A 20885-nucleotide genomic window follows, 5' to 3' on the forward strand; every position below is an offset into this window, starting at 1 on the left:
TTATTAGTTTATGATATGAAATGGATAAAATGTAATAACGGAAATACAAATAACCAACTATCAAATCGATCAAGAATTCCGCCGTGACCTGGTAACAGCTTACCTGAATCCTTCACATCATAATGTCGTTTAATCGCCGACTCCACTAAATCACCAATTTGTGCAAATATTGATGAAAGTATCGTCACGATAATTAGTTCAATCAGAGAACCGGGCACAAGAAAAAAGTAGTCAAATACTACCGCTACAACACAAGCAAGCAGTATTCCGCCTAAAGCACCTTCTACCGTTTTTTTCGGGCTGATTTTCGGCCATAGTTTATGCTTTCCGAATGCTCGTCCAAAGAAATAGGCACCTGAATCCGTTGATAATATCACAAGAATAACATAAAAAATATAGACTAGTCCATTATCGACCTCTCGTGTTTCAATCACGTAATAGAAGCCTAACCCTACATAAATAGATGCCAATATCAAAAAGCCAGCATCTTCAAATGTAAATTTATTCTTTACCAGGACAGTATAGCCTAATAAAATCAGAACAAAAAACATAAGGAGTTCAAGCCCTGAAGAAAAGTATAAGAATTCATCGTACACTAACAACGCCCAAAGAAAGGCTACTCCTAAAAACGTAGGAATAGGAAATCTTGTCATATTTCTCATATGTAACAATTCTAAAAAACCTATCGTTGTAATGATATACATCACTATTTTAAACGTTAATCCACTTAAAAAAATGATGGGAAAAAAGAGCAATATTGCTACGATAGCCGTTATAATTCTAGTTTTCATGATAATCTCACACCCTATATACCGCCATAACGACGTTTTCTTTTTTGATAGTCGCGGATAGCCTCTTCAAACTCTTCTGTATGAAAATCTGGCCAAAGTGTTTCGGTGAACCACAACTCTGAGTATGCAGCCTGCCAAAGCAGGAAATTACTCAGTCTCAGTTCGCCACTTGTACGAATTAATAAATCCGGATCATCCAACTGTGAAGTATACATATGATGGCTTAACGTATTTTCTGTAATTTCATCAATCCCATACTTGCCTTCCTGGACTTCTTCACAAATTTCTTTAATGGAACGGATCATTTCAAATCGACTACCATAATTAATTGCAATATTTAAAATTAGACCTGTGTTTTCAGCTGTTTGCTGCTTTGCATTGAGAATGGCTTTTTGAGTGTTAGCAGGTAAATCTTGTACTTCTCCGATCGTCTGCACGCGGACATTCTCCTCGACTAGTTCAGGTAAGTAATGCTGCAGGAAATCAATTGGCAATCTCATCAAATATTCTACTTCATTCGAAGGTCGCTTCCAATTCTCTGTTGAAAAAGCATAAAGTGTTAATACTTCCACCTGAAGCAGATTCGCTGCTTTTACAATCCTTTTGACATTATCCATCCCTTCACGGTGACCAGCAATGCGCGGCAACCCACGTTTCTGTGCCCATCTGCCATTACCATCCATAATAATCGCAATATGTTTCGGAATATTTTCTGATAGGTCCGTTGAGATTTCGACGTTTTTCTCTTTTTTATTGTTAAAAGGAAGTTTAAACAAACGCATAAGTATCCTCCATTATGTAAGACCGGTTCTTTTTATTTATTATACTATATAAAGTGGAAAAACCCTCTTCTTAGCAAGAGGGCCTCTACACTCAACATATATTCTACCTTTTTTTTGCTTATACTTCCATAATTTCTTGTTCTTTTTCTTTGGTTAATTCGTCTATCTTCTTAATTTGTGCATTTGTTTCTGTCTGCACATCATCTTGGAAGCCTCTTAAATCGTCTTCTGTAATATCACCGTTTTTCTCATCTTTCTTTAATTGGTCGTTTGCGTCACGACGAATGTTACGAATTTGTACTTTCGCTTCTTCTGCATACTTTCCAACTACTTTGACTAGTTCTTTACGACGCTCCTCTGTTAACGGTGGGATACTAATACGAATCACATTACCATCATTGGAAGGTGAAAGACCTAAATCTGCTTTCTGAATTGCTTTTTCTATATCAGAAACTGATGACTTATCAAATGGTGTAATTACTAATAATCTCGCTTCTGGTACTGAAATAGAAGACAATTGATTTAATGGTGCTAACGCGCCATAGTATTCTACTTGAACACTATCAAGTATTGCCGGGTTTGCTCTTCCAGCTCTAACTGTTGCTAAACTTTTTGAGTAAGCTTTGGCCGCTTGACTCATCTTTTCTTTTGTTTCTTTAAGTAATTGTTCAGACATGTTTAACTCCCCTTTATAATTGTTCCGATATTTTCACCAATTACAGCTTTTTTAATATTTCCTTCTTCTGAAATCGAAAATACAAGCAATGGGATATTGTTATCCATACATAATGAAGAGGCGGTAGAATCCATTACACCTAATCCTTCATTCAAAATTTCCAGATAGGATAATTCGTCATACTTTCTGGCATCTTTGTCGAGTTTCGGGTCTGCTGTGTAAACACCGTCGACATTATTCTTCGCCATCAATATAACATCTGCTTCTATTTCGGCTGCTCTTAATGCTGCCGTTGTATCTGTTGAGAAATATGGATTACCAGTACCCGCTGCGAAAATAACAACACGTTTTTTCTCTAAATGACGGATTGCTTTTCTTCGAATATACGGTTCTGCCACTTGACGCATTTCAATAGATGTCTGCACACGTGTCGGAATACCTACATTCTCTAAGCTGTCTTGCAGCGCTAATGAATTCATTACTGTTGCAAGCATTCCCATATAATCAGCGTTAGCGCGATCCATACCCATTTCACTGCCAACTTTACCACGCCAAATATTGCCACCACCAACAACAATTGCAACTTCTACACCTAGTTCAACAATATCTTTCACTTGTTTTGCGACAGATTGAATGATAGATGGCTCAAGGCCAAATCCTTGAACACCACTCAGTGCTTCACCACTTAATTTTAGAACGATTCTTCTGTAGTTAGCAGTAGCCATAATTACCTCCATATATGTAAATATTATAAAGAAAAATTAGTTGCTCGCCAAGTAATAGGCGGTAATTTTCAATTATTCTTATCAAAAAGTACGTACATTAATCGTTGGATGTTTGCTTTCAAAGAAAAGGGACACCATGTGCCCCCCCTCTTCACTTCCAGCTTATTTTTTATTAACTTGACTCATTACTTCTTCTGCAAAGTTATCTTCGCGTTTCTCGATACCTTCACCAACTTCATAACGTACAAATGAAGCTACTGTCGCATTATGATTTTTAGCAATTTGTTTTACTTTTTGATCAGGATCTTTAACGAAGCTTTGTTCTAAAAGACAAATTTCTTCAAAGAACTTATTTAATCGGCCTTCTACCATTTTTTCAACAATATGCTCTGGTTTTCCTTCGTTTAATGCTTGTGTTTTTAGAACTTCACGTTCTTTTTCTACATCTTCTGCAGAAACTGCATCACGAGATAAGTATTTAGGATTAACAGCAGCTGCGTGCATAGCGATATCTTTCGCAACTTGCTCATCCGTAGTTCCTTCAAGCACAGTTACAACACCGATGTTACCACCCATATGGATGTAAGCACCAAATGCATCGTTATCTGTTTTGCTAATTAATTCAAAACGACGTAAAGATAATTTCTCACCGATTTTTGCAATATTAGCATTAATAAATGCTTCTACTGTTTCACCGTCACCATTTAATGGCTGTTGTAAAGCTTCTTCCACAGTAGCTGGCTTCTGAGATAAGATATGATTCGCAAGCTCTTGCGCTAATGTTTTGAACTGGTCGTTTTTCGTTACGAAATCTGTTTCACAGTTCAATTCTAATAATACTGCTTTATTACCAGAAACTTCTACAAATGCAGTACCTTCTGCAGCAATACGATCTGCTTTTTTAGCTGCTTTTGAAATACCTTTTTCACGAAGGTAATCAACCGCCTGATCGATATTACCGTCAGTTTCTTGAAGTGCTTTTTTACAATCCATCATACCTGCACCAGTTTTTTCACGTAATTCTTTTACCATTTGTGCTGAAATTGCCATTAGAGATTCCTCCTTGAGTTCATATATTGCTGAAAAAAAGGTGATAAAAGGTCTCCCTCTTATCACCAAAACCTTTCATTACTCGCTTGCAGATTCGACTGCTGTTTCTTCCGCAGTTTCTGCTTTTTCTGCAGCTTCTTCTGTTACTTCTCCTTGCTTCGCTTCTAAAATAGCATCTGCCATTTTACCAGTAAGAAGTTTCACAGCACGAATTGCGTCATCATTTGCAGGAATTACATAATCAATCTCATCAGGATCACAGTTAGTATCTACAATCCCTACAATCGGAATGTTTAGTTTATGTGCTTCTGCAACAGCAATACGCTCTTTTCTTGGGTCAATAATGAATAAAGCATCAGGAATTTTATTCATTTCTTTAATTCCGCCTAAGAATTTCACTAAGCGTTCTTTTTCTTTTAGAAGACCTACAACTTCTTTTTTCGGTAATACTTCAAAAGTTCCGTCTTCTTCCATTTTTTCGATATCTTTCAAACGATTGATACGTTTACGAATAGTTTCAAAGTTAGTTAACGTTCCGCCTAACCAACGTTGATTAACGAAGTACATACCAGAACGGATCGCTTCTTCTTTCACAGATTCTTGTGCTTGTTTTTTCGTACCTACAAATAAAACAGTTCCGTCGTTCTCAGCGATTTCTTTAACGAAATTATACGCTTCTTCTACCTTTTTCACTGTTTTTTGTAAGTCGATGATGTAAATGCCGTTACGCTCTGTAAAGATATATTTCTTCATTTTAGGGTTCCAACGGCGTGTTTGATGTCCGAAATGAACACCAGCTTCTAGTAGTTGTTTCATTGAAATAACTGCCATTACTTTTTCCTCCTATAAGATGGTTTTTTTATCCTCCATTTGTTTCATACGACACGAGGACTATATCAATAGCACCTCTCGTATCCTCCACAAACGTGTGTATTTAACACCAAAAACTAATATACCACAACGTGCAGCGTCAATCAAGAGAAATTCATTTTTTTTGTTGAAATTTCAAGATTAATTCTACTTCTGTTTGGCCTTTGTTCAATTGTTTCGCTATTTGATTAACGGCAAGCCCTTGTTGACGCAGGTGCAGGATAGAAGCAGCAAGGGAATGTTCCACGACATCTTCTACCTGATCAGTTGCCGAAATTGGTATATAATTTTCTGATTGCTTTGTATTATACTCTGAATCTGTCGAAGGCGAGTTCTTCGGCTTATTCTTTGTTGATGAATGTTGAGTATTCATTATATCTTGGATGAATTGCTCGTTTTCTTCTTTAATTTCTACTAAATAAAGGGCTAATGTGTCTTCTATACTTTTAACTTGAGCATCGACTCTTTCTTCAACTGCGTGCATATTATCTATTCTGTTTTTTAAGTGCCTGATGATAATAAATGTTATAATATGAATAATAAAACTGAATAAAATTAAATATTGCATTATCTACCTCTTAACCGTTAATATCAAATTTATTTCCTAAATACGGGTGTCTAACCGGAGAATACTGCGGCTCTGAATGATTGGATGATTCCGTTTGCTGATCTTGCTTATCGTCATCAGATGGTTGTTTATTATTTTTGAGATGGCTTGCTTCCTGTTGCTCCGTTACTTTTGTTCGCTTCCGCAACTCTTCATGCAACAATGCCTGCTGCATCTGGTTCTGATCAACCCTGCCTTGTTGCTGCATTTGATCCTGCACCTTGCCCGCATCCTGCACTCTCGGCAATGCGACTTGCATCTCTACCGATTTCCAACTCATCCAATCAGTCCTCCTGTAGGATTATTCAATCCAAGTATAACAAGGATGCCAAAAAAAACCGAGCAAATACTGTTATAAAACGCATTCACCGTTACAAATTGTTTAGATGATGCTTTACTTACCAGTTGAGGATTGAATCACAATTTCCTTCTCATCTAAAAATGCTTCAAAACAAACATGTTCTTGGCTCAATAATCGTTTATATTTACCAAAGATAAGTTCTACGTTGTCAAAGGCCCTACCTTTGACGATAAGTTTTAGACCGGAAAAGTTACTTACCTCAAATTGCAGTTCACTTAATTCATCTGCAACTTGCTGTAATTGCTCTGTCGTAAGCTGAAGCATGTTACGTTGCTTTAATAACATAATCCGTTCTTTAGCTGGTAAATCACCTACTGCTTTTTTCTTTTCAATCAATTGGTCTCCAAGCATTCGCAATTTCTGTTTATTGTCTTCTAATTCTTGGCGTTTTTTATTTAGAATATTTACACGGTCTAAAATCTTTTTACTTACCCCGAAGGAGAGCACCGTTTTTAAATTTGCCATATTGCCAAGATTCTTCAGCTCAATGATTTTCCCGGCTGAACAACTCCCGCCAATAATATTGCCGTTTGGACAAAATATATTTTCCTGTGCTTCACAATGAGATTGCATGATCGATTTTTTTACTTTTAGATCGCGGCCAGCCGTCACTTCTGCTTGGTTAATATAGGCAACTTCGATATCTCCCGCTGCATGAATTTTTGCTTTATCCATCCCTGCAATACCTTCTCTGATGGTAATATTACCTTCTGCGGACAAAAAAGATCCTTCTACAATACCGTAAACTATAATGTCACCCTTTGCTTTAACTCGGTATCCGCTCGGAACATTCCCCTTAATGCTAACCGATCCATTAAATTCTATATTACCTGTTTTCAATGACAAATCACCATTCACTTCATATAAAGGATGAACTTGAATGACTTGGTTGGCAATCGATAATTGTCCTGCGGCTGAGGCGAAATACGATAGTTGCTCCTTGTCAAAAGTAACATTTTGACCAGCAGTAATCGGTAATGGTTTCCCTCTTTTGGGGCGAAGCGTTTTTTCGAATACGTCCATTCCAGCTTCTCCATCTGTCGGTGGAACCACTTGTGCTAACAGGTCGTTCTCTTCCACCATAGGGATCTTATGAACATCACGAAAAGAAGACTTCTCTTCTTCTTCCAGCTCGTTCTCAGTTGATTGACGAATTAGCAATTTGCCATCCTCGCCATCTACCGGTTTTTTCCCTTTTGCAATAACGATCATTTGCTCCTCTTTCAATTGTTTCTTCCAATTGATCTTGTTTAAATCAAGTATTCCATATGTAATATTGTTCTCGTTCATCACGTCTTGCATTTCTTCAAAAGTGAGCGTATCAACAAGCTCTGATTTCTTTAATAGTAAGGTAGCAGATAAGCGATCATGACTTACTTTTATCACGATATTTTCTTTTAATTCACTCATTTCAAGCCCCGCCTATTTATTTATTTTTTGATACAATTGACGAACTTTTACAATGGCTTGTTTATGAATTTGTGAAATCCTTGACGTCGTTAATTCTAAGATTTTCCCTATCTCCGTAAAGGTTAACTCCTTATCATAAAATAAGCTTAGTACCAATTGTTCATTCTCATTCAACTGTCGAATACAGGTTGTTAACTCACGATAGTTCTCTTGCTGAATCATTTTCCCTTCTGGTAGAGGTTCACGATCATCCGCGATTAAATAACCGATTCCTTCTTTGGACTCTTCGTTGTTTCTATTTTTTTCTTCTATTGAAAGTAAATGGGAGAAAAAACTATCCTTGATAATTTCTTCGACCTCATCAACCGGTAGCTCCAGATGTTCGGCTACTTCACTTGTCGTAACATTACGCTGCAGGTTCTGTTCCAATAATATGGTAGCCTGATCGACTTTTTTTACTTTATCTCGTGTTGATCGGGGCAGCCAGTCTTCTTTTCTTAGTCCATCAATTATGGCACCTTTCACTCGAAACGAGGCATACGTATCGAATTTCAAATCACGACTATTATCAAATTTCAGTATGGCATCATATAGACCAATTAAGCCCAAACTTCTAATATCTTCTTTGTTTACATTTTTGGGAAGGTTCACTGCGATTCGTTGGACATGATAATGTACCAGGTACATATAGTTTTCTATTAACTCATTGGCGTTGTCATCACTTTTATTTCGCAACCATTTACTCCACAACTTTTTTTCTATTGATATATCTTTGACCATCGAATCACCTCTCCCTTGTATGTTGGCGTTATATTTCTACGATACCACTATTGACTGTCCGTATTTTAAGCATACTCGTTTCAATATTAAACTCAATTGTTCTTCCTTTCGATCCACCTACGTCCTGTGCTATTAATGGAATATGATACTGCTCTAATTTTGCTAAGACTGCTTCCACATTACGATCTCCAATTTTCAGCATGCTGTTATTGGACTGAAAAGAGAACATGTGAGCACCACCGGCGATTTTGGCTTGCAGATTTGACCGACGCGCTCCTTCCAGTAACAAGTGCTCGACCAACAAATCAATTGCGCTATCGGCATATTTCATTGGATTGGAAGGTTGTTTTTTAGAGGAATTCGAGTCGGGAAGCATCACATGTGCTAACCCTGCCAGCTTCCGACTATAGATGACCACACCAACACAAGAACCTAATCCAGATGTCTTTAATGAATGGGGGACATTTGTAATTTTTAAGTCTGCTATTCCAACTTTCACAATTGGTTCTGTTATGATCATTTGTCCTCTACTCCTAATGAAGAAAAAATCTTTTCAAAGGATGCTGGGTCAGGCAGCAAGAAAAAATGTCCTCTCATTGATGAAGAACTTTCACCTTCCTCTTCAATGGTTGTATCTATCATTATTGCATAATCACTTTCTATCGAAATTTCGACTAATCCTTGCATTAATATTGCGGCAGCCATATCGATACTTAAGTTTGGTACAGTAGGTTGCATGTTTATCGATGTAAAGTCAGATAACGCAGATAAGTAGGAACCAGACAGAATATTACCGATCTCTGAAATGACGGACAAAGCTAACTCGTCATTCGTTAAATCATCGCAATCACTACCGGTTAGCTGCTCTACCAGAGAATTAGCTTCATCTGGTGACAATACAAAAAACATACTTCCAGGAGCCTCTCCCTGAATTCGAAGGAAAACACTGACAATCACTTGCTCAGGTCCTCCGACATCATCAATTAGTTCGTTAAACTCTACTATTTTAATAGCTGGGATCTTCATGTCTATTTTTTTATTTAATAATGCTGAAAGGGCCGTCGCTGCATTACCTGCTCCGATATTACCTATCTCCTGCAATACATCCAGGTGGTGTTGGGATAAATTCTCCATATGAACCATCGTTTAGCCCTCAAATTCTGTTGATTTCGCTGCCTGATAGGATTCATGTGATAACACTTTCTCCAAGTCCAGCATAAGAATAAGCCGTTTATCCACTTTTGCTACTGATTTAATATAATCCGCATCAACCGTACCGATAACTTGTGGCGCTGGTTCTATTGATTCTTCAGGAATATCGAGTACATCATATGCAGCATCGACGATAAAGCCAACATTGAATTGCCCCATATGAACGATAATGATACGTGTGCTTTCTGTGTATGCAACAGACTCCATTCCGAAGCGTTCTCTTAAATCGATGATCGGGGTAACGACACCTCGAAGGTTGATCACTCCTTTGACAAAAGAAGCTGTTCGTGGCACCCTCGTTATATGTTGGATTCGCTCAATCGCTCCGACAACATCTACTGGAATGGCATATTCTTCTTTTTCCAGTTCAATAATGATAGATTTATAATTACTTGTTTCTTCCTTCATGCTGACACCTCCTAATTAATTAATGAATGAATTGGTATCAATAATAAGAGCAACTTGACCATCTCCTAAAATGGTGGCGCCGGAGATAGCAAATACATCACCTAAGTACTCTCCTAAGGATTTCAATACCACTTCTTGCTGACCAATAAAACGGTCTACAATTAACCCAGCCATTTTGTCCCCTTTTCTAATAATGACAACGGAATAAAATGTTTCTTCTTCTTCCTCTGCAGGCACTTCAAAGATTTGCTTTAAATTAATTAACGGTACGACTTTCCCACGAAAATCAATCACTTGCTTATTATGTGCATTCAAAATGTCCACTTTGTTAATAATCGCGGTCTCAATAATCGATGAAAGTGGAACTGCATACTTTTCTCGTACTACTTCTACCAAAAGTACAGGAATAATGGATAAGGTTAATGGCAGCTGAATCGAGAATAAAGATCCCTTTCCCTCTTCCGATTCTATCGTGATCGTACCGCCAAGTGATTCAATCGTATTTTTCACAACGTCTAATCCGACACCCCGGCCGGAGACATCACTGATTTTATCCGCTGTTGAAAACCCGCTTGACATAATTAGCTGATAAACCTGTTTGTCCGTTAGGTGGCTTGCCTCTTCTTCTGTAATGACTTGATTGCTAACAGCCTTCTTAATAACTTTATCTCGATTAATGCCAGCACCATCGTCTGATATCTCGATAAAAACATGATTACCGCTATGGTAGGCTTTTAATAATAACTGGCCTTCTTCATTTTTTCCATTTTGTTTTCGTACAGCTGGTGTTTCCACGCCATGATCCAACGCATTTCGAATTAAGTGAACGAGCGGATCTCCAATTTCGTCAATAACTGTTCGATCTAATTCCGTCTCAGCACCGATGATCTCCAGATTAATTTGTTTCCCTAAATCTTTTGATAGTTGACGAACCATCCGTGGAAAACGATTAAATACCTGTTCAATAGGAACCATTCGCATATTGAGGATGATATTTTGCAAATCACCCGATATTCGTGTCATTCTCTCGACAGTTTCCTGTAATTCTGCATGTTTTAGATTAGCTGAGATTTGTTCCAGTCGTCCTCTGTCTATCACTAATTCTTCAAAAAGATTCATCAGACCATCCAGACGATCGATATTGACACGAATGGTTTTATTCGATACTCCACTGGTTTTCTTTTTCTGATTTACTTCCTGCTGTTTATCTTGTTTGGATGACAAGGATTCATTCGCTTCCTGTCTATCTGCATTTTCGCCTGAAGCTGAATCAGCCTGATCTGCTTGTTCTTGAACAGATGAAAAGCTTTCTGTGATTACCTCTTCTATTTCGGAAACTTTTAAAATCTTCTGTTTCACAAGGTCAGCCGTATCCTTTGTCACTAGTAAAACGTGAAAAGTTAAGTCGAAATTTTCTTCTTCAAGTTCCTGTACAGTTGGATTTGATTTAATTACTTCGCCTATCTGCTCTAATACTTCAAATACCATATAAACTCTTGCTGCTTTTAACAGACAATGTTCATTTAACTTAATAGTAACTTGTAAATTTTGAAATCCATTTTCACTTGATTGATCTAATATTGCTAGTTCAAATTGGTCAAGCTGGGCAAAAGCAGATGCCTGATTTAAAGCTGTTTCAACAGTTGCATGAGCATTCGCCGGTATCGCTTCAATTACTTCCTGATTTTGCTCAATTGCTTGCAAAGTATGGACTAGTTCCTTAACATCTGCTGCCCCATTTCCACCTTCTGCTATATCAAAGACCATTCCTTCTAACTGATCGACTGCTTGGAATAGTACATCTATTATCGGAGAAGTAATGTTTACATGATGATTTCGCACAGCATCCAAAACATTCTCCATCTTATGAGTTAGATCGGCAAGATCTTGAAATCCCATCGTTGCGGCCATACCTTTTAACGTATGGGCGGAACGAAAAATTTCACCGATCGTATCCATATTGGCTGGTTCATTTTCTAATATTAATAACTGATCATTAAGTGACTGAATATGTTCCTTGCTCTCTTCAATAAACACTTCAAGATACTCATTATTCTCCATTGACAGTTCACCTCTTTTTAGGGATTTTTTGTACCAAAACTTTATGTATGTCTTCTATATTGTGTACATAATCTACTAAACTTGTTTTTTCTGCTGCTTGAGGCATCCCATATACAACACAGGTTGCTTCAGATTGTGAGATTGCAATCGTTTTAGGATGGTGTCGCTTTAATTGAATAATCCCTTTCGATCCATCACTCCCCATGCCAGTTAGAACTACTGCAATCGGATGACAGTTTTTCAGGTTAGCAATGGAATCGAATAGAACGTCTACTGATGGCTGATGGCCCTTTACCGGTTCTTCCTGTCTAACACTTGCTACCATTTGCTGTCCTTTACGGATTATTCTGAAGTGTTTTCCTCCTGGAGCTAAATAGACTTTTCCTTTCTTGATTACATCTTGGTCTTCTACTTCGTTGACTGGTAAAGCAGACAGTTTATCAAGTCGTTCTGCGAGTGATTTTGTAAAACCTTTCGGCATATGTTGAACAATCACGACAGGAGCGTGGAAATCAGCAGGTAATTTCGTAATCACTTGCTGTAATGCTCTTGGTCCCCCTGTAGAAGAACCGATCGCTACAATTGGCTTGTCACTTTGGATCGGTTTGTAGTGATCTGTTACAAGTTGTGAGGGACGACGATTGGTTAACTTTACATTGGCATTGGCTGCATTCTCAACCTTCTGAATAATTTCCGTCTCAATGTTCTTTATATCTAATGATATAGAACCCGACGGTTTTGCAATCACGTCGACAGCTCCCAATGACAAAGCTTCAATCGTTTTATCCGCACCTGATTTCGTAAGACTGGAAAGCATCACTACCGGAGTCGGCTTTATTCGCATGATCTCCGACAAGGTAGTAATCCCATCCATGATCGGCATCTCTACATCCAATGTGATCACATCTGGTTTCCACTTCTCTAGTTTCTTTAATGCATCTTCACCATTTCTGGCAGTGTCAACACATTCCAGAGAATCAGATAAACGAATAATATCGGAGATCATTTTACGCATGAATGCTGAATCGTCTACCACTAATACACGCTTTTTTATCATTGATTTCTACCTTTCTGTTAAAAGTCTTTTTAGTTTGCTCAAAAATCCTACGTTGTCCTGATTCTTAACGGACTCCCCTACATATTGACTAGCAATAGTTGTGACAGCACTAGATGCTTTGGATTGCCTGTTGTGTAGTATGAAAGGCTGCTGTGCAATGACTGCGCTGGTAACACTCGTATCATCTGGAATAATTCCTAACGGATGTAAATCGTGTTGCAAAAATCGTTTGGCCACATTTGCCATTCGGTTCATCATTTCCATACCTTGCTTCTGATTTGTTGCCCGATTCATAATTAAGTGAAAAGGTACACTTTGATGGTGCAGTACTTGTTTCACCATGGAATACGCATCAGTCATGGCTGTCGGTTCTGGCGTGGTGACGAGAATACATTCATCCACAGCAAGTATATAATGAATGGTTTCTCTGGTAATGCCTGCTCCCATGTCAAAAAGAATGTAATCATACTCCGTCATTATTAGTTCCAATTGCTCAAGAAAATACGTTAATTTATCATCATCCAGAAAAAAGATATGATTATGTCCACTGCCGCCTGCGATATAAGACAGGGAATTTGGACCTACTTCTATAATATCATAAATCGACATTTTATTCTCTAAAAGATTAAAAATGGAATACTTAGCATTTTTACCTAATAATATGTCTATATTACCCATACCAACATCTAAATCAAACAGTAATACTTTTTTCCCTTTGTCAGCTAATGATATGGAAAAATTCAGTGCGAAATTAGATTTGCCAACACCACCTTTTCCACTGACGATAGCCATTGTTTTCGCATGAGACGATTGCTGGATGCCTTTTAATCTTTCTCTGAGCTTCGCTGCTTGATCAACCATTTTTTATTCACCAACTATTAATTTTGCAATTTTTTCAATGGACATTTCTTCAATATCATCCGGAACATCCTGACCAATCGTCATATAAGCTACACCGGTATTATATTTTAAGCACATATTCAACACTGATCCATATGTACTAGTTTCATCTTTTTTGGTAAAGATAAGTTGTTTGATCGGTATTTTGTCAAATTGCAAATATATCCCTTCTACATCTGTTGCTCTTGTCGTTAAAGACATTACTAAATACGTATTTACTTCATGGTTCAAGTCTACAATCTTACCTAACTCTCGAATATACTTTTCATCTTTAAAGTTTCTTCCTGCTGTATCGACAAAGATATGATCATAGTCCCTGAACTTCTCTTTAGCACTCTGATAATCCTCTACATTATAGGCAATCTCTATTGGTACATCTAATATCTTCGAGTAAGTCTTTAATTGTTCAATTGCGGCTATCCGGTAGGTATCCGTTGTAATAAAAGCTACTTTCTTACGCTTGTTCAAGACGCAATGTGCTGCCAACTTTGCTATGGTGGTTGTTTTACCTACGCCAGTCGGGCCAACGAGGTGAATGATTTGTTTATCAAAAATCTCACCCCCGAAAGTGCCTTTATTCGCTAATCGGTGCTTTATTTCAAATGCCAGTTGCTGCCATAGCTTACTTTCTTCAGAAAATTGTGGATGACACCTTTCCTGTACGGTTTGAATGAACGAATGGACAATGTCATGATCGATTTCGTGGCTGATCATTTTGTCATACAATGGCTGCAATGCCTCAGGAAGCATTGTTTCGTTTGGTTGTGAGACATTTTGTTGCAACCATTGTTTCATTTGACGCAATTCCTGTAGGACTGCGTCATTCGATTCGTTCGTCTCTGGCTTATACTTAGACACTTGTTTAGTTAATGATGTTGATGGTGGCGACTCTTTTCTTACTGGCTTGTCCATATGGTCCACTGCAGCTAACACTTCTAGTTTTCGCTTCTTGAAGAGCCCGAGAAAACCACCTTCATGGACAACCTTCGAATTTAGGATAACAGCATCTGCACCTAATTCCTTGCGAACAACGTGCATCACTTCCGGCATTGTTGATCCTTTAAATTTTTTTACTTTCATGCTACTTTCACCACCCCGATGCTTTGAATTTCAGCAGTTGGCTCAATTTCATTATAAGAAAGGACTACAACATGTGGATAAAAACGGTCCAACAGTTGTTTAAAATACATTCGGATCGTCGGCGAGCACAATATAACTGGCATTTCTTCTTGCAAACTCATATTTTCCACATTTTCAGCAACCGAATGAACGACACGTTGCTGGGTATCTGGATCCATTGCTAAATAGCTTCCATGCTCCGTTTGCTGAATATGTTCTGCGATTAATTTTTCTACTTCACCTGATACCGTAATGACTTTCAGCTGTGGTCTCCCTTGAACAATTTCATTGGTAATTTGAGCAGATAACGATTGTCTTACATACTCTGTCAATAAATCAGTATCTGTGGTCATCTTGGCAAAATCAGCTAACGTTTCAAATATTACAGGTAAATTCTTTATGGAGACTTGTTCACGTAACAATTTCGCTAATACTTTCTGTACATCTCCGACAGATAATGGATCTGGTGTTACTTCTTCTACTAGAATCGGATTCATTTCTTTTAAATGATCGATGAGTTGCTGTGTTTCCTGTCGCCCTATTAACTGGTGGGCATAACGTTTCACTAATTCGGTAATATGAGTTGACACAACCGATGGCGGATCCACCACTGTATATCCAGACATCTCAGCATCATCCTTTGCTTCTTCCGTAATCCATTTCGCCGGAAGTCCAAAAGCTGGCTCAACGGTATCAATACCGTCAAGCTCATCTTCATCAATACCTGGACTCATCGCTAAATAATGATCGAGAAGTAATTCTCCTCTAGTTACTTCATTTCCTTTGATTTTCAAACGGTACTCATTCGGATTTAACTGGATATTATCTCTAATTCGTACAACCGGAATGACAAGCCCTAATTCGATTGCTAGCTGACGTCGGATCATAACAACACGGTCTAATAAATCACCGCCTTGATTCGAATCTGCTAACGGAATCAGTCCATATCCAAATTCAAATTCAATCGGATCCATATTAATAAGACCAACGACATTTTCTGGTAAACGCATTTCCTCTGAATCGGATTCATCAATTTGTTCTTGCGTTGGTTCTGCTTCTTCCTGCGATTTCCTTGACAACGAAAATGCACTAAAAATCAGTACAGCTGCTATCACTGTCGTTAATAGAAAATTTATAGGTGTCAATCCTAATAAAAAGATTGTTCCGCCTGCAATATAAAGTAAAGTTGGATAGCGTAACAACTGCTTACTGACATCTGCACTCAAATTACCGTCTGAGGCAACCCTTGTGACGACAATACCTGTCGCCGTTGAAATTAACAGGGCTGGAATTTGACTTACAAGTCCATCCCCAACTGTCAATCGCATATAGACGTCAATTGCTTCATTAAAGCTTAACCCTAATTGTGCTACACCAATTATCAAGCCAAAAATTATGTTAATTAAAACAATAATAATCCCTGCAATAGCGTCCCCTTTTACAAACTTACTGGCACCATCCATTGCTCCGTAGAAATCGGCCTCGTGCTCGATTTTCTCTCTTCGATCTTTCGCTTGCTGTTCATTTATCATACCTGCATTCAAATCTGCATCAATACTCATTTGTTTCCCTGGCATTGCATCCAAGGTGAAACGGGCAGCAACCTCGGATACACGCTCACTACCTTTAGTAATAACGAGAAATTGAATGATAATTAAAATAACAAACACCACAAAACCGACGAGCGGGTTATTACCAATGACGAACGTCCCGAAAGTTTCTACCACTCCGCCTGCATTTGCTTCTGACAAGATCGATCTCGTTGTCGAAACATTCAAACCGAGTCTGAACAATGTCAGTAGTAATAATAACGAAGGAAAGACGGAAAATTGCAGTGGTTCTGTCGTATTCATCGAAACTAGTATCACGATTAATGCTAGAGATATGTTGATTAAAATTAATATACTTAATAACCACCCTGGAAGTGGTATGACTAACATGATAATAATAGAAATAACGCCGAGTAAAACAGAGAAATCTCTAGCCTTCATCTTGACAACTCCTTTTAAGAAAAACTAAAAAAACCGATCCGTACTTGCTAAATTAGATTGACATAATCCGAATTAAGTCAATTAGATCTCTATGACGATGTGGTAATTTTGATATTTTTATAGTGCTCCGGAAATAGGCTCCGAGTCTTGTGGGGCACGGAGTGGTTGGCCGAAGCGGTATTCAAGCACCCTAACTATTTCAAAATGATCAATAACACGAGCCAATGATTGTTACACTTTTTTCTGGATGCGGTAAACATAGGCTAATATTTCAGCTACTGCCTGGAAGAATTCCTCTCCAATAATTTCACCCATCTCGACTTGATCATATAATGCTCTTGCTAAAGGTCGATTTTCTACTGTTACCACATCATGATGCCGTGCGATATCTTTGATTCGTTGGGCAACGAAATCGACTCCTTTCGCAACAACATATGGAGCGTCTGCTTTTGCCTCATCGTACTTGATCACAATCGCATAATGGGTTGGGTTGGTTATGACGACATCCGCATTCGGCACTTCACTCATCATCCGCTGCATCGCCATCTGGCGCTGTCTTTCTTTCATTTTCGATTTAATGAGCGGGTCACCTTCAATATTTTTGTATTCATCTTTAATATCGTTTTTGGACATTTTATTTTGTTTCTCAAAATCATATTTCTGATAGGCATAATCAATCACGGAAATGATCAATAAACCTATCGCTGCTGCTATACCCATTTCAATCGTCATTTCACCAAAAAACGCTAACGAATTATTAACTTCTTTATCCGCAAGCATCATCATTTCATCACGATTCATCCAAATAATCGAAAAGGTAATAACACCGACTACTACAATTTTTAATAATGATTTCACTAACTCAACTAACGCTCTGGCTGAAAAGATTCGCTTAGCACCTTGAATCGGATCAATTTTATTTAATTTCATTTTCAATGGTTCCGCCGTGAATAAAAAACCAAATTGCAAGAAATTCGAAGCTAAACCTGCTACTATTGCAATCAGCATAATAGGTGCAATTGCCAGACTGATTTCCATTAATACGTCTTGTAACATACTGAATACTTCCACCTCTGTTACTTCATGGTGAATGTATTCGGTAAAAAACTTTTCATACATGGCAGTCATTGAATCTTTTAGACTACTTCCTGTTACAAATAAAATAGTAAATACAAAGAATAATAAAATGGCAGTATTCACATCTTGACTTTTCGCAACCTGGCCTTTTTTCCTGGCATCTTGTCTTTTTTTCGGAGTTGCTTTTTCGGTTTTCTCGCCAGCGAAATATTGTAGATCCAACCTTAATTTCATTGATCAAGCACCTCCGAACATTTGTATAAGGCTTTGCATCGCTTGCAGCGTGAACTGAAACAATTGCTTGCAAATTGCAATATAGAAAGGAATAAAAACAAATAGCACAGCAAAAGAAACAAGTATTTTTAATGGCAAGCCTACCACAAACACATTTAACTGTGGTACGGTTCTGGCAATGATCCCGAGAGCGACATCTACTAAAAATAAGCAACCGACAATCGGCAATGCTAGTTGAAAGGCCATAAGAAACATCTTGCTGAACGTTTGTAGGATAAGATCAATATTGCTAAATTGCATCATCTGATCCAGTGGTAACTCCTCATAGCTGTACATTAACCCACTTAGTAATAAATGGTGTCCATCCACAGTCAACAAAAATAAAATGGCGATCGTATAAAAATATTGACCAATTAAGGGACTTTGCGCACCGGTTTGCGGGTCAACAACATTGGCAATGGCAAAACCCATTTGAAAATCGATAAATCCACCTGCTATCTGAATTGCCGCCATAATGATATATGCCAATAATCCCATCAGTAAGCCAACAACCGCTTCTTTCATCACCAACAGCAAAAAAATACCGTCAAAGCTTAGATCAGGAATATCCAACGTATAAAACATCATCCAAGCGATAAAAAATCCCATGCCGATTTTGAACTGTGTTGGTATATTCCGGTATGAAAAAATCGGAACAGTCGATAAAAAAGTCAATACTCTGACTAAAATTAAAATAAATGCTGGAAAACGATTAATATCTATTAATTCAAACATAAATTATCCTATAAATTGATTAATATTTTGAAATAAATTAGCTGTAAACTCGACCATGGTAGTTAACATCCATGGTCCAAACACTAGAATTCCAAGCAATACAGCAACAATCTTGGGGATAAACGCCAACGTTTGTTCCTGAATTTGAGTGGTTGCCTGGAATATACTGACCAGCAGCCCAACGACAAGGGCCAATATCAATAGTGGGCCTGTTACCATCAGAATTGTATAGATTCCCTGTTTCGCCAGTGAAATGACAAATTCTCCGCTCATTATGCCTGTCTCCTCTCTCCTAGGATGGTATATAGCCATCCAATAATGCATGTGTGATCAAGTACCATCCATCCACCAGAACAAACAGTAATATTTTAAATGGTAAAGATATCATAACGGGAGGCAACATCATCATCCCCATCGACATCAAGACACTGGCAACGGCCATATCGATCACCAGGAACGGGACAAAAATCATAAAACCCATCTGAAAAGCGGTTTTCAGTTCACTGATCGCAAATGCAGGTACTAACGATGTTAACGGAATTTCCTCAATCGATTCAGGTCTCTCGATTTCTGCATAATTCATAAACAACGCTAGGTCCTTCTCTCTAGTGTACTTAGCCATAAACTCTTTAAAAGGCACACTCGCGGTGCTATATGCTTCTTCCAATGTTATTTCCTCTTCAAATAGTGGCTGCAATGCTTGCTCGTTTACTTCTTGAAAAGTCGGTGCCATAATAAAGAATGACATAAACAACGCTAGGCCAATTAACACTTGGTTAGGAGGCATCTGCTGTGTAGCCAGCGATGTTCGCACAAATGACAGTACGATTAAAATTCTGGTAAAACAGGTCATTAAAATCAAAATGCTGGGAGCTAAAGACAGAACGGTTAACAGCAATAATAATCGTACGGAAGTTGAAATACTTTCGGAGTCCGCACCGGAAAAAACATCAATCAGCTGAATCGTCATTATTCTTTTTTCCTTCTTTTAGTTTGTGCAGTAATTTCTGTCTGCCTTCTTTCATCGTGTTTAGCTCCTTATTAAACAGAGAAGAAAAGGTTTGATCTTTTGTCGTTTCCTTCTTTGTCTCTGGTGATTTGTTTCGCAATTTTAACGCCATGTTTTTCAAAGAATCAGTCATCTCGTCTTGCTGCCTTTCTAATTGTGCAATCGTATCGTCATCGGTAATTTCCATCAATAACTCTATATTATCTGCTACCCCTATTACATAATAGCGATTGCCTATTTTAACTGTCTGGATCGATTTATTGGCACCCACTGTAATGCCGCCATAATTTTCTATTACATTGTGCTTCTTTAGGAATCCTTTTTTCTTCTGTATAAATTTGGAAACAAAGATAATTAGGCCGATAACTACAGCTAGAGCTAACAACAACTGTATAAAACTTCCTAACAAACTTGGCGCCTCTACCTCAGGACTTCCGCTTCCTTCTTCATTTTCACTACTGATATCTTGCTGCTCTTGAGATTGATCTTTCTGCTGTTCTAACGATTCATCTACCGTTATATCCGCTTCTACCGATACTGGTACACTAAGTACGACGATGCATGCACAAAAGATGCTAACGAGCCATTTAAGGTTAATGCTAATCACCCCATTAACCTAATACTTTAGAAATTGCTTCAATTACACGGTCAGCTTGAAAAGGTTTAACGATAAAATCTTTCGCTCCTGCCTGAATAGCATCAATAACCATTGCTTGTTGGCCCATAGCGGAACACATAATAATCTTTGCATCTTCATTACTTGATTTAATTTCCTTAAGCGCTGCAATACCATCCATTTCCGGCATCGTAATATCCATTGTTACCAGATCAGGCTTTAATTCTTTATATTTCTCGACAGCTTCCTGACCATCCTGCGCTTCTCCTACAACGTCATATCCATTTTTCGTTAAAATATCTTTAATCATCATTCGCATAAATGCTGCATCATCTACTATTAAAACTGAGTGAGCCATTATGTTCATCCTTCCAA

General features: G+C 38.0%; 24 protein-coding genes. All 24 read right to left on the reverse strand.

Translation table 11 applies throughout. From position 1 onward, the window contains the following. Positions 1 to 8 precede the first annotated feature (8 nt). The 24 genes from MUN88_RS17580 to MUN88_RS17695 all read right to left on the reverse strand — a co-directional run bounded on the left by MUN88_RS17580 (position 9) and on the right by MUN88_RS17695 (position 20868). Positions 9 to 791 carry a phosphatidate cytidylyltransferase gene (locus MUN88_RS17580; protein ID WP_244717440.1) on the reverse strand — a complete coding sequence of 261 codons (783 nt, stop codon included), beginning with the start codon at positions 789 to 791 and terminating at the stop codon, positions 9 to 11. A 14-nt stretch (positions 792 to 805) separates the two neighbouring features. Next, positions 806 to 1573, reverse strand: a complete 768-nt coding sequence (uppS, locus tag MUN88_RS17585; protein WP_244717442.1) for an undecaprenyl pyrophosphate synthase — start codon at positions 1571 to 1573, stop codon at positions 806 to 808. A gap of 118 nt (positions 1574 to 1691) precedes the next feature. Beyond that, positions 1692 to 2249 carry a ribosome recycling factor gene (frr, locus tag MUN88_RS17590; RefSeq protein WP_244717444.1) on the reverse strand — a complete coding sequence of 186 codons (558 nt, stop codon included), beginning with the start codon at positions 2247 to 2249 and terminating at the stop codon, positions 1692 to 1694. A gap of 2 nt (positions 2250 to 2251) precedes the next feature. Continuing rightward, positions 2252 to 2974, reverse strand: coding sequence for a UMP kinase (gene pyrH / locus MUN88_RS17595; RefSeq protein WP_244717446.1), 723 nt, complete (start codon positions 2972 to 2974; stop codon positions 2252 to 2254). A gap of 162 nt (positions 2975 to 3136) precedes the next feature. Next, positions 3137 to 4024: a translation elongation factor Ts gene (gene tsf, locus MUN88_RS17600; protein ID WP_244717448.1), complete on the reverse strand. Its 888-nt coding sequence runs from the start codon at positions 4022 to 4024 to the stop codon at positions 3137 to 3139. A gap of 78 nt (positions 4025 to 4102) precedes the next feature. Continuing rightward, positions 4103 to 4855, reverse strand: a complete 753-nt coding sequence (gene rpsB / locus MUN88_RS17605; RefSeq protein WP_244717450.1) for a 30S ribosomal protein S2 — start codon at positions 4853 to 4855, stop codon at positions 4103 to 4105. Positions 4856 to 5009: 154 nt separating this feature from the next. Further along, entirely contained in the window at positions 5010 to 5462 is a 453-nt protein-coding gene (locus tag MUN88_RS17610; protein WP_244717454.1) for a DUF6115 domain-containing protein, read from the reverse strand. A gap of 10 nt (positions 5463 to 5472) precedes the next feature. Further along, complete coding sequence (locus MUN88_RS17615) at positions 5473 to 5781, reverse strand: hypothetical protein (RefSeq protein WP_244717457.1); 309 nt, start codon at positions 5779 to 5781, stop codon at positions 5473 to 5475. A gap of 114 nt (positions 5782 to 5895) precedes the next feature. Continuing rightward, positions 5896 to 7272, reverse strand: coding sequence for a flagellar assembly protein A (locus MUN88_RS17620; protein ID WP_244717459.1), 1377 nt, complete (start codon positions 7270 to 7272; stop codon positions 5896 to 5898). A 12-nt stretch (positions 7273 to 7284) separates the two neighbouring features. Then, positions 7285 to 8052, reverse strand: coding sequence for a FliA/WhiG family RNA polymerase sigma factor (locus MUN88_RS17625; RefSeq protein WP_244717461.1), 768 nt, complete (start codon positions 8050 to 8052; stop codon positions 7285 to 7287). A gap of 28 nt (positions 8053 to 8080) precedes the next feature. After that, positions 8081 to 8572 (reverse strand): chemotaxis protein CheD, encoded by a 492-nt coding sequence (locus tag MUN88_RS17630; RefSeq protein WP_244717463.1) that lies wholly within the window; start codon positions 8570 to 8572, stop codon positions 8081 to 8083. Beyond that, the gene (locus MUN88_RS17635; protein WP_244717465.1) at positions 8569 to 9195 is read right to left on the reverse strand and encodes a chemotaxis protein CheC; all 627 of its coding nucleotides are present in this window, start codon (positions 9193 to 9195) and stop codon (positions 8569 to 8571) included. Before MUN88_RS17635 ends, MUN88_RS17630 begins: the two co-directional genes overlap by 4 nt. Before the next feature lie 3 nt (positions 9196 to 9198). Next, a complete protein-coding gene (locus MUN88_RS17640; protein WP_244717467.1) occupies positions 9199 to 9672 on the reverse strand; it encodes a chemotaxis protein CheW in 474 nt (157 codons plus the stop codon). Positions 9673 to 9687: 15 nt separating this feature from the next. Beyond that, positions 9688 to 11733, reverse strand: a complete 2046-nt coding sequence (locus MUN88_RS17645; protein ID WP_244717469.1) for a chemotaxis protein CheA — start codon at positions 11731 to 11733, stop codon at positions 9688 to 9690. 7 nt (positions 11734 to 11740) lie between these two features. Continuing rightward, positions 11741 to 12790, reverse strand: coding sequence for a protein-glutamate methylesterase/protein-glutamine glutaminase (locus MUN88_RS17650; RefSeq protein ID WP_244717471.1), 1050 nt, complete (start codon positions 12788 to 12790; stop codon positions 11741 to 11743). A gap of 6 nt (positions 12791 to 12796) precedes the next feature. Further along, complete coding sequence (locus MUN88_RS17655) at positions 12797 to 13651, reverse strand: MinD/ParA family protein (protein ID WP_244717473.1); 855 nt, start codon at positions 13649 to 13651, stop codon at positions 12797 to 12799. A 3-nt stretch (positions 13652 to 13654) separates the two neighbouring features. Beyond that, complete coding sequence (flhF, locus tag MUN88_RS17660; RefSeq protein WP_244717476.1) at positions 13655 to 14770, reverse strand: flagellar biosynthesis GTPase FlhF; 1116 nt, start codon at positions 14768 to 14770, stop codon at positions 13655 to 13657. Further along, the gene (flhA, locus tag MUN88_RS17665) at positions 14767 to 16800 is read right to left on the reverse strand and encodes a flagellar biosynthesis protein FlhA (protein WP_244717480.1); all 2034 of its coding nucleotides are present in this window, start codon (positions 16798 to 16800) and stop codon (positions 14767 to 14769) included. The genes flhF and flhA overlap by 4 nt, the downstream gene beginning before the upstream one ends. 231 nt (positions 16801 to 17031) lie before the next feature. Continuing rightward, positions 17032 to 18111: a flagellar biosynthesis protein FlhB gene (flhB, locus tag MUN88_RS17670; RefSeq protein ID WP_244717483.1), complete on the reverse strand. Its 1080-nt coding sequence runs from the start codon at positions 18109 to 18111 to the stop codon at positions 17032 to 17034. Between the two features lie 3 nt (positions 18112 to 18114). Then, entirely contained in the window at positions 18115 to 18885 is a 771-nt protein-coding gene (fliR, locus tag MUN88_RS17675) for a flagellar biosynthetic protein FliR (protein WP_244717485.1), read from the reverse strand. A 3-nt stretch (positions 18886 to 18888) separates the two neighbouring features. Next, a complete protein-coding gene (gene fliQ / locus MUN88_RS17680) occupies positions 18889 to 19158 on the reverse strand; it encodes a flagellar biosynthesis protein FliQ (RefSeq protein ID WP_244717487.1) in 270 nt (89 codons plus the stop codon). A gap of 19 nt (positions 19159 to 19177) precedes the next feature. After that, positions 19178 to 19855: a flagellar type III secretion system pore protein FliP gene (fliP, locus tag MUN88_RS17685; protein ID WP_244717489.1), complete on the reverse strand. Its 678-nt coding sequence runs from the start codon at positions 19853 to 19855 to the stop codon at positions 19178 to 19180. Next, entirely contained in the window at positions 19836 to 20501 is a 666-nt protein-coding gene (locus MUN88_RS17690; protein ID WP_244717491.1) for a flagellar biosynthetic protein FliO, read from the reverse strand. The genes fliP and MUN88_RS17690 overlap by 20 nt, the downstream gene beginning before the upstream one ends. 4 nt (positions 20502 to 20505) lie before the next feature. Further along, entirely contained in the window at positions 20506 to 20868 is a 363-nt protein-coding gene (locus MUN88_RS17695; protein ID WP_244717493.1) for a response regulator, read from the reverse strand. Positions 20869 to 20885: the final 17 nt, after the last annotated feature.

Origin of the sequence: Gracilibacillus caseinilyticus, assembly GCF_022919115.1 — a bacterium.
Classification (GTDB): Bacteria; Bacillota; Bacilli; order Bacillales; family Amphibacillaceae; genus Gracilibacillus; species Gracilibacillus caseinilyticus.

Bases quoted from the DNA above. Each gene is read 5' to 3' on its own strand.
- fliQ (WP_244717487.1), bottom strand. From the start codon at position 19,158: ATGAGCGGAGAATTTGTCATTTCACTGGCGAAACAGGGAATCTATACA.
- flhB (WP_244717483.1), bottom strand. From the start codon at position 18,111: ATGAAATTAAGGTTGGATCTACAATATTTCGCTGGCGAGAAAACCGAA.
- tsf (WP_244717448.1), bottom strand. From the start codon at position 4,024: ATGGCAATTTCAGCACAAATGGTAAAAGAATTACGTGAAAAAACTGGT.
- uppS (WP_244717442.1), bottom strand. From the start codon at position 1,573: ATGCGTTTGTTTAAACTTCCTTTTAACAATAAAAAAGAGAAAAACGTC.
- MUN88_RS17610 (WP_244717454.1), bottom strand. From the start codon at position 5,462: ATGCAATATTTAATTTTATTCAGTTTTATTATTCATATTATAACATTT.
- MUN88_RS17650 (WP_244717471.1), bottom strand. From the start codon at position 12,790: ATGATAAAAAAGCGTGTATTAGTGGTAGACGATTCAGCATTCATGCGT.
- frr (WP_244717444.1), bottom strand. From the start codon at position 2,249: ATGTCTGAACAATTACTTAAAGAAACAAAAGAAAAGATGAGTCAAGCG.
- fliP (WP_244717489.1), bottom strand. From the start codon at position 19,855: ATGACGATTCAGCTGATTGATGTTTTTTCCGGTGCGGACTCCGAAAGT.
- fliR (WP_244717485.1), bottom strand. From the start codon at position 18,885: ATGTTTGAATTAATAGATATTAATCGTTTTCCAGCATTTATTTTAATT.
- MUN88_RS17580 (WP_244717440.1), bottom strand. From the start codon at position 791: ATGAAAACTAGAATTATAACGGCTATCGTAGCAATATTGCTCTTTTTT.
- MUN88_RS17635 (WP_244717465.1), bottom strand. From the start codon at position 9,195: ATGGTTCATATGGAGAATTTATCCCAACACCACCTGGATGTATTGCAG.
- MUN88_RS17640 (WP_244717467.1), bottom strand. From the start codon at position 9,672: ATGAAGGAAGAAACAAGTAATTATAAATCTATCATTATTGAACTGGAA.
- MUN88_RS17615 (WP_244717457.1), bottom strand. From the start codon at position 5,781: ATGAGTTGGAAATCGGTAGAGATGCAAGTCGCATTGCCGAGAGTGCAG.
- flhA (WP_244717480.1), bottom strand. From the start codon at position 16,800: ATGAAGGCTAGAGATTTCTCTGTTTTACTCGGCGTTATTTCTATTATT.
- pyrH (WP_244717446.1), bottom strand. From the start codon at position 2,974: ATGGCTACTGCTAACTACAGAAGAATCGTTCTAAAATTAAGTGGTGAA.
- MUN88_RS17645 (WP_244717469.1), bottom strand. From the start codon at position 11,733: ATGGAGAATAATGAGTATCTTGAAGTGTTTATTGAAGAGAGCAAGGAA.
- flhF (WP_244717476.1), bottom strand. From the start codon at position 14,770: ATGAAAGTAAAAAAATTTAAAGGATCAACAATGCCGGAAGTGATGCAC.
- rpsB (WP_244717450.1), bottom strand. From the start codon at position 4,855: ATGGCAGTTATTTCAATGAAACAACTACTAGAAGCTGGTGTTCATTTC.
- MUN88_RS17620 (WP_244717459.1), bottom strand. From the start codon at position 7,272: ATGAGTGAATTAAAAGAAAATATCGTGATAAAAGTAAGTCATGATCGC.
- MUN88_RS17695 (WP_244717493.1), bottom strand. From the start codon at position 20,868: ATGGCTCACTCAGTTTTAATAGTAGATGATGCAGCATTTATGCGAATG.
- MUN88_RS17655 (WP_244717473.1), bottom strand. From the start codon at position 13,651: ATGGTTGATCAAGCAGCGAAGCTCAGAGAAAGATTAAAAGGCATCCAG.
- MUN88_RS17630 (WP_244717463.1), bottom strand. From the start codon at position 8,572: ATGATCATAACAGAACCAATTGTGAAAGTTGGAATAGCAGACTTAAAA.
- MUN88_RS17625 (WP_244717461.1), bottom strand. From the start codon at position 8,052: ATGGTCAAAGATATATCAATAGAAAAAAAGTTGTGGAGTAAATGGTTG.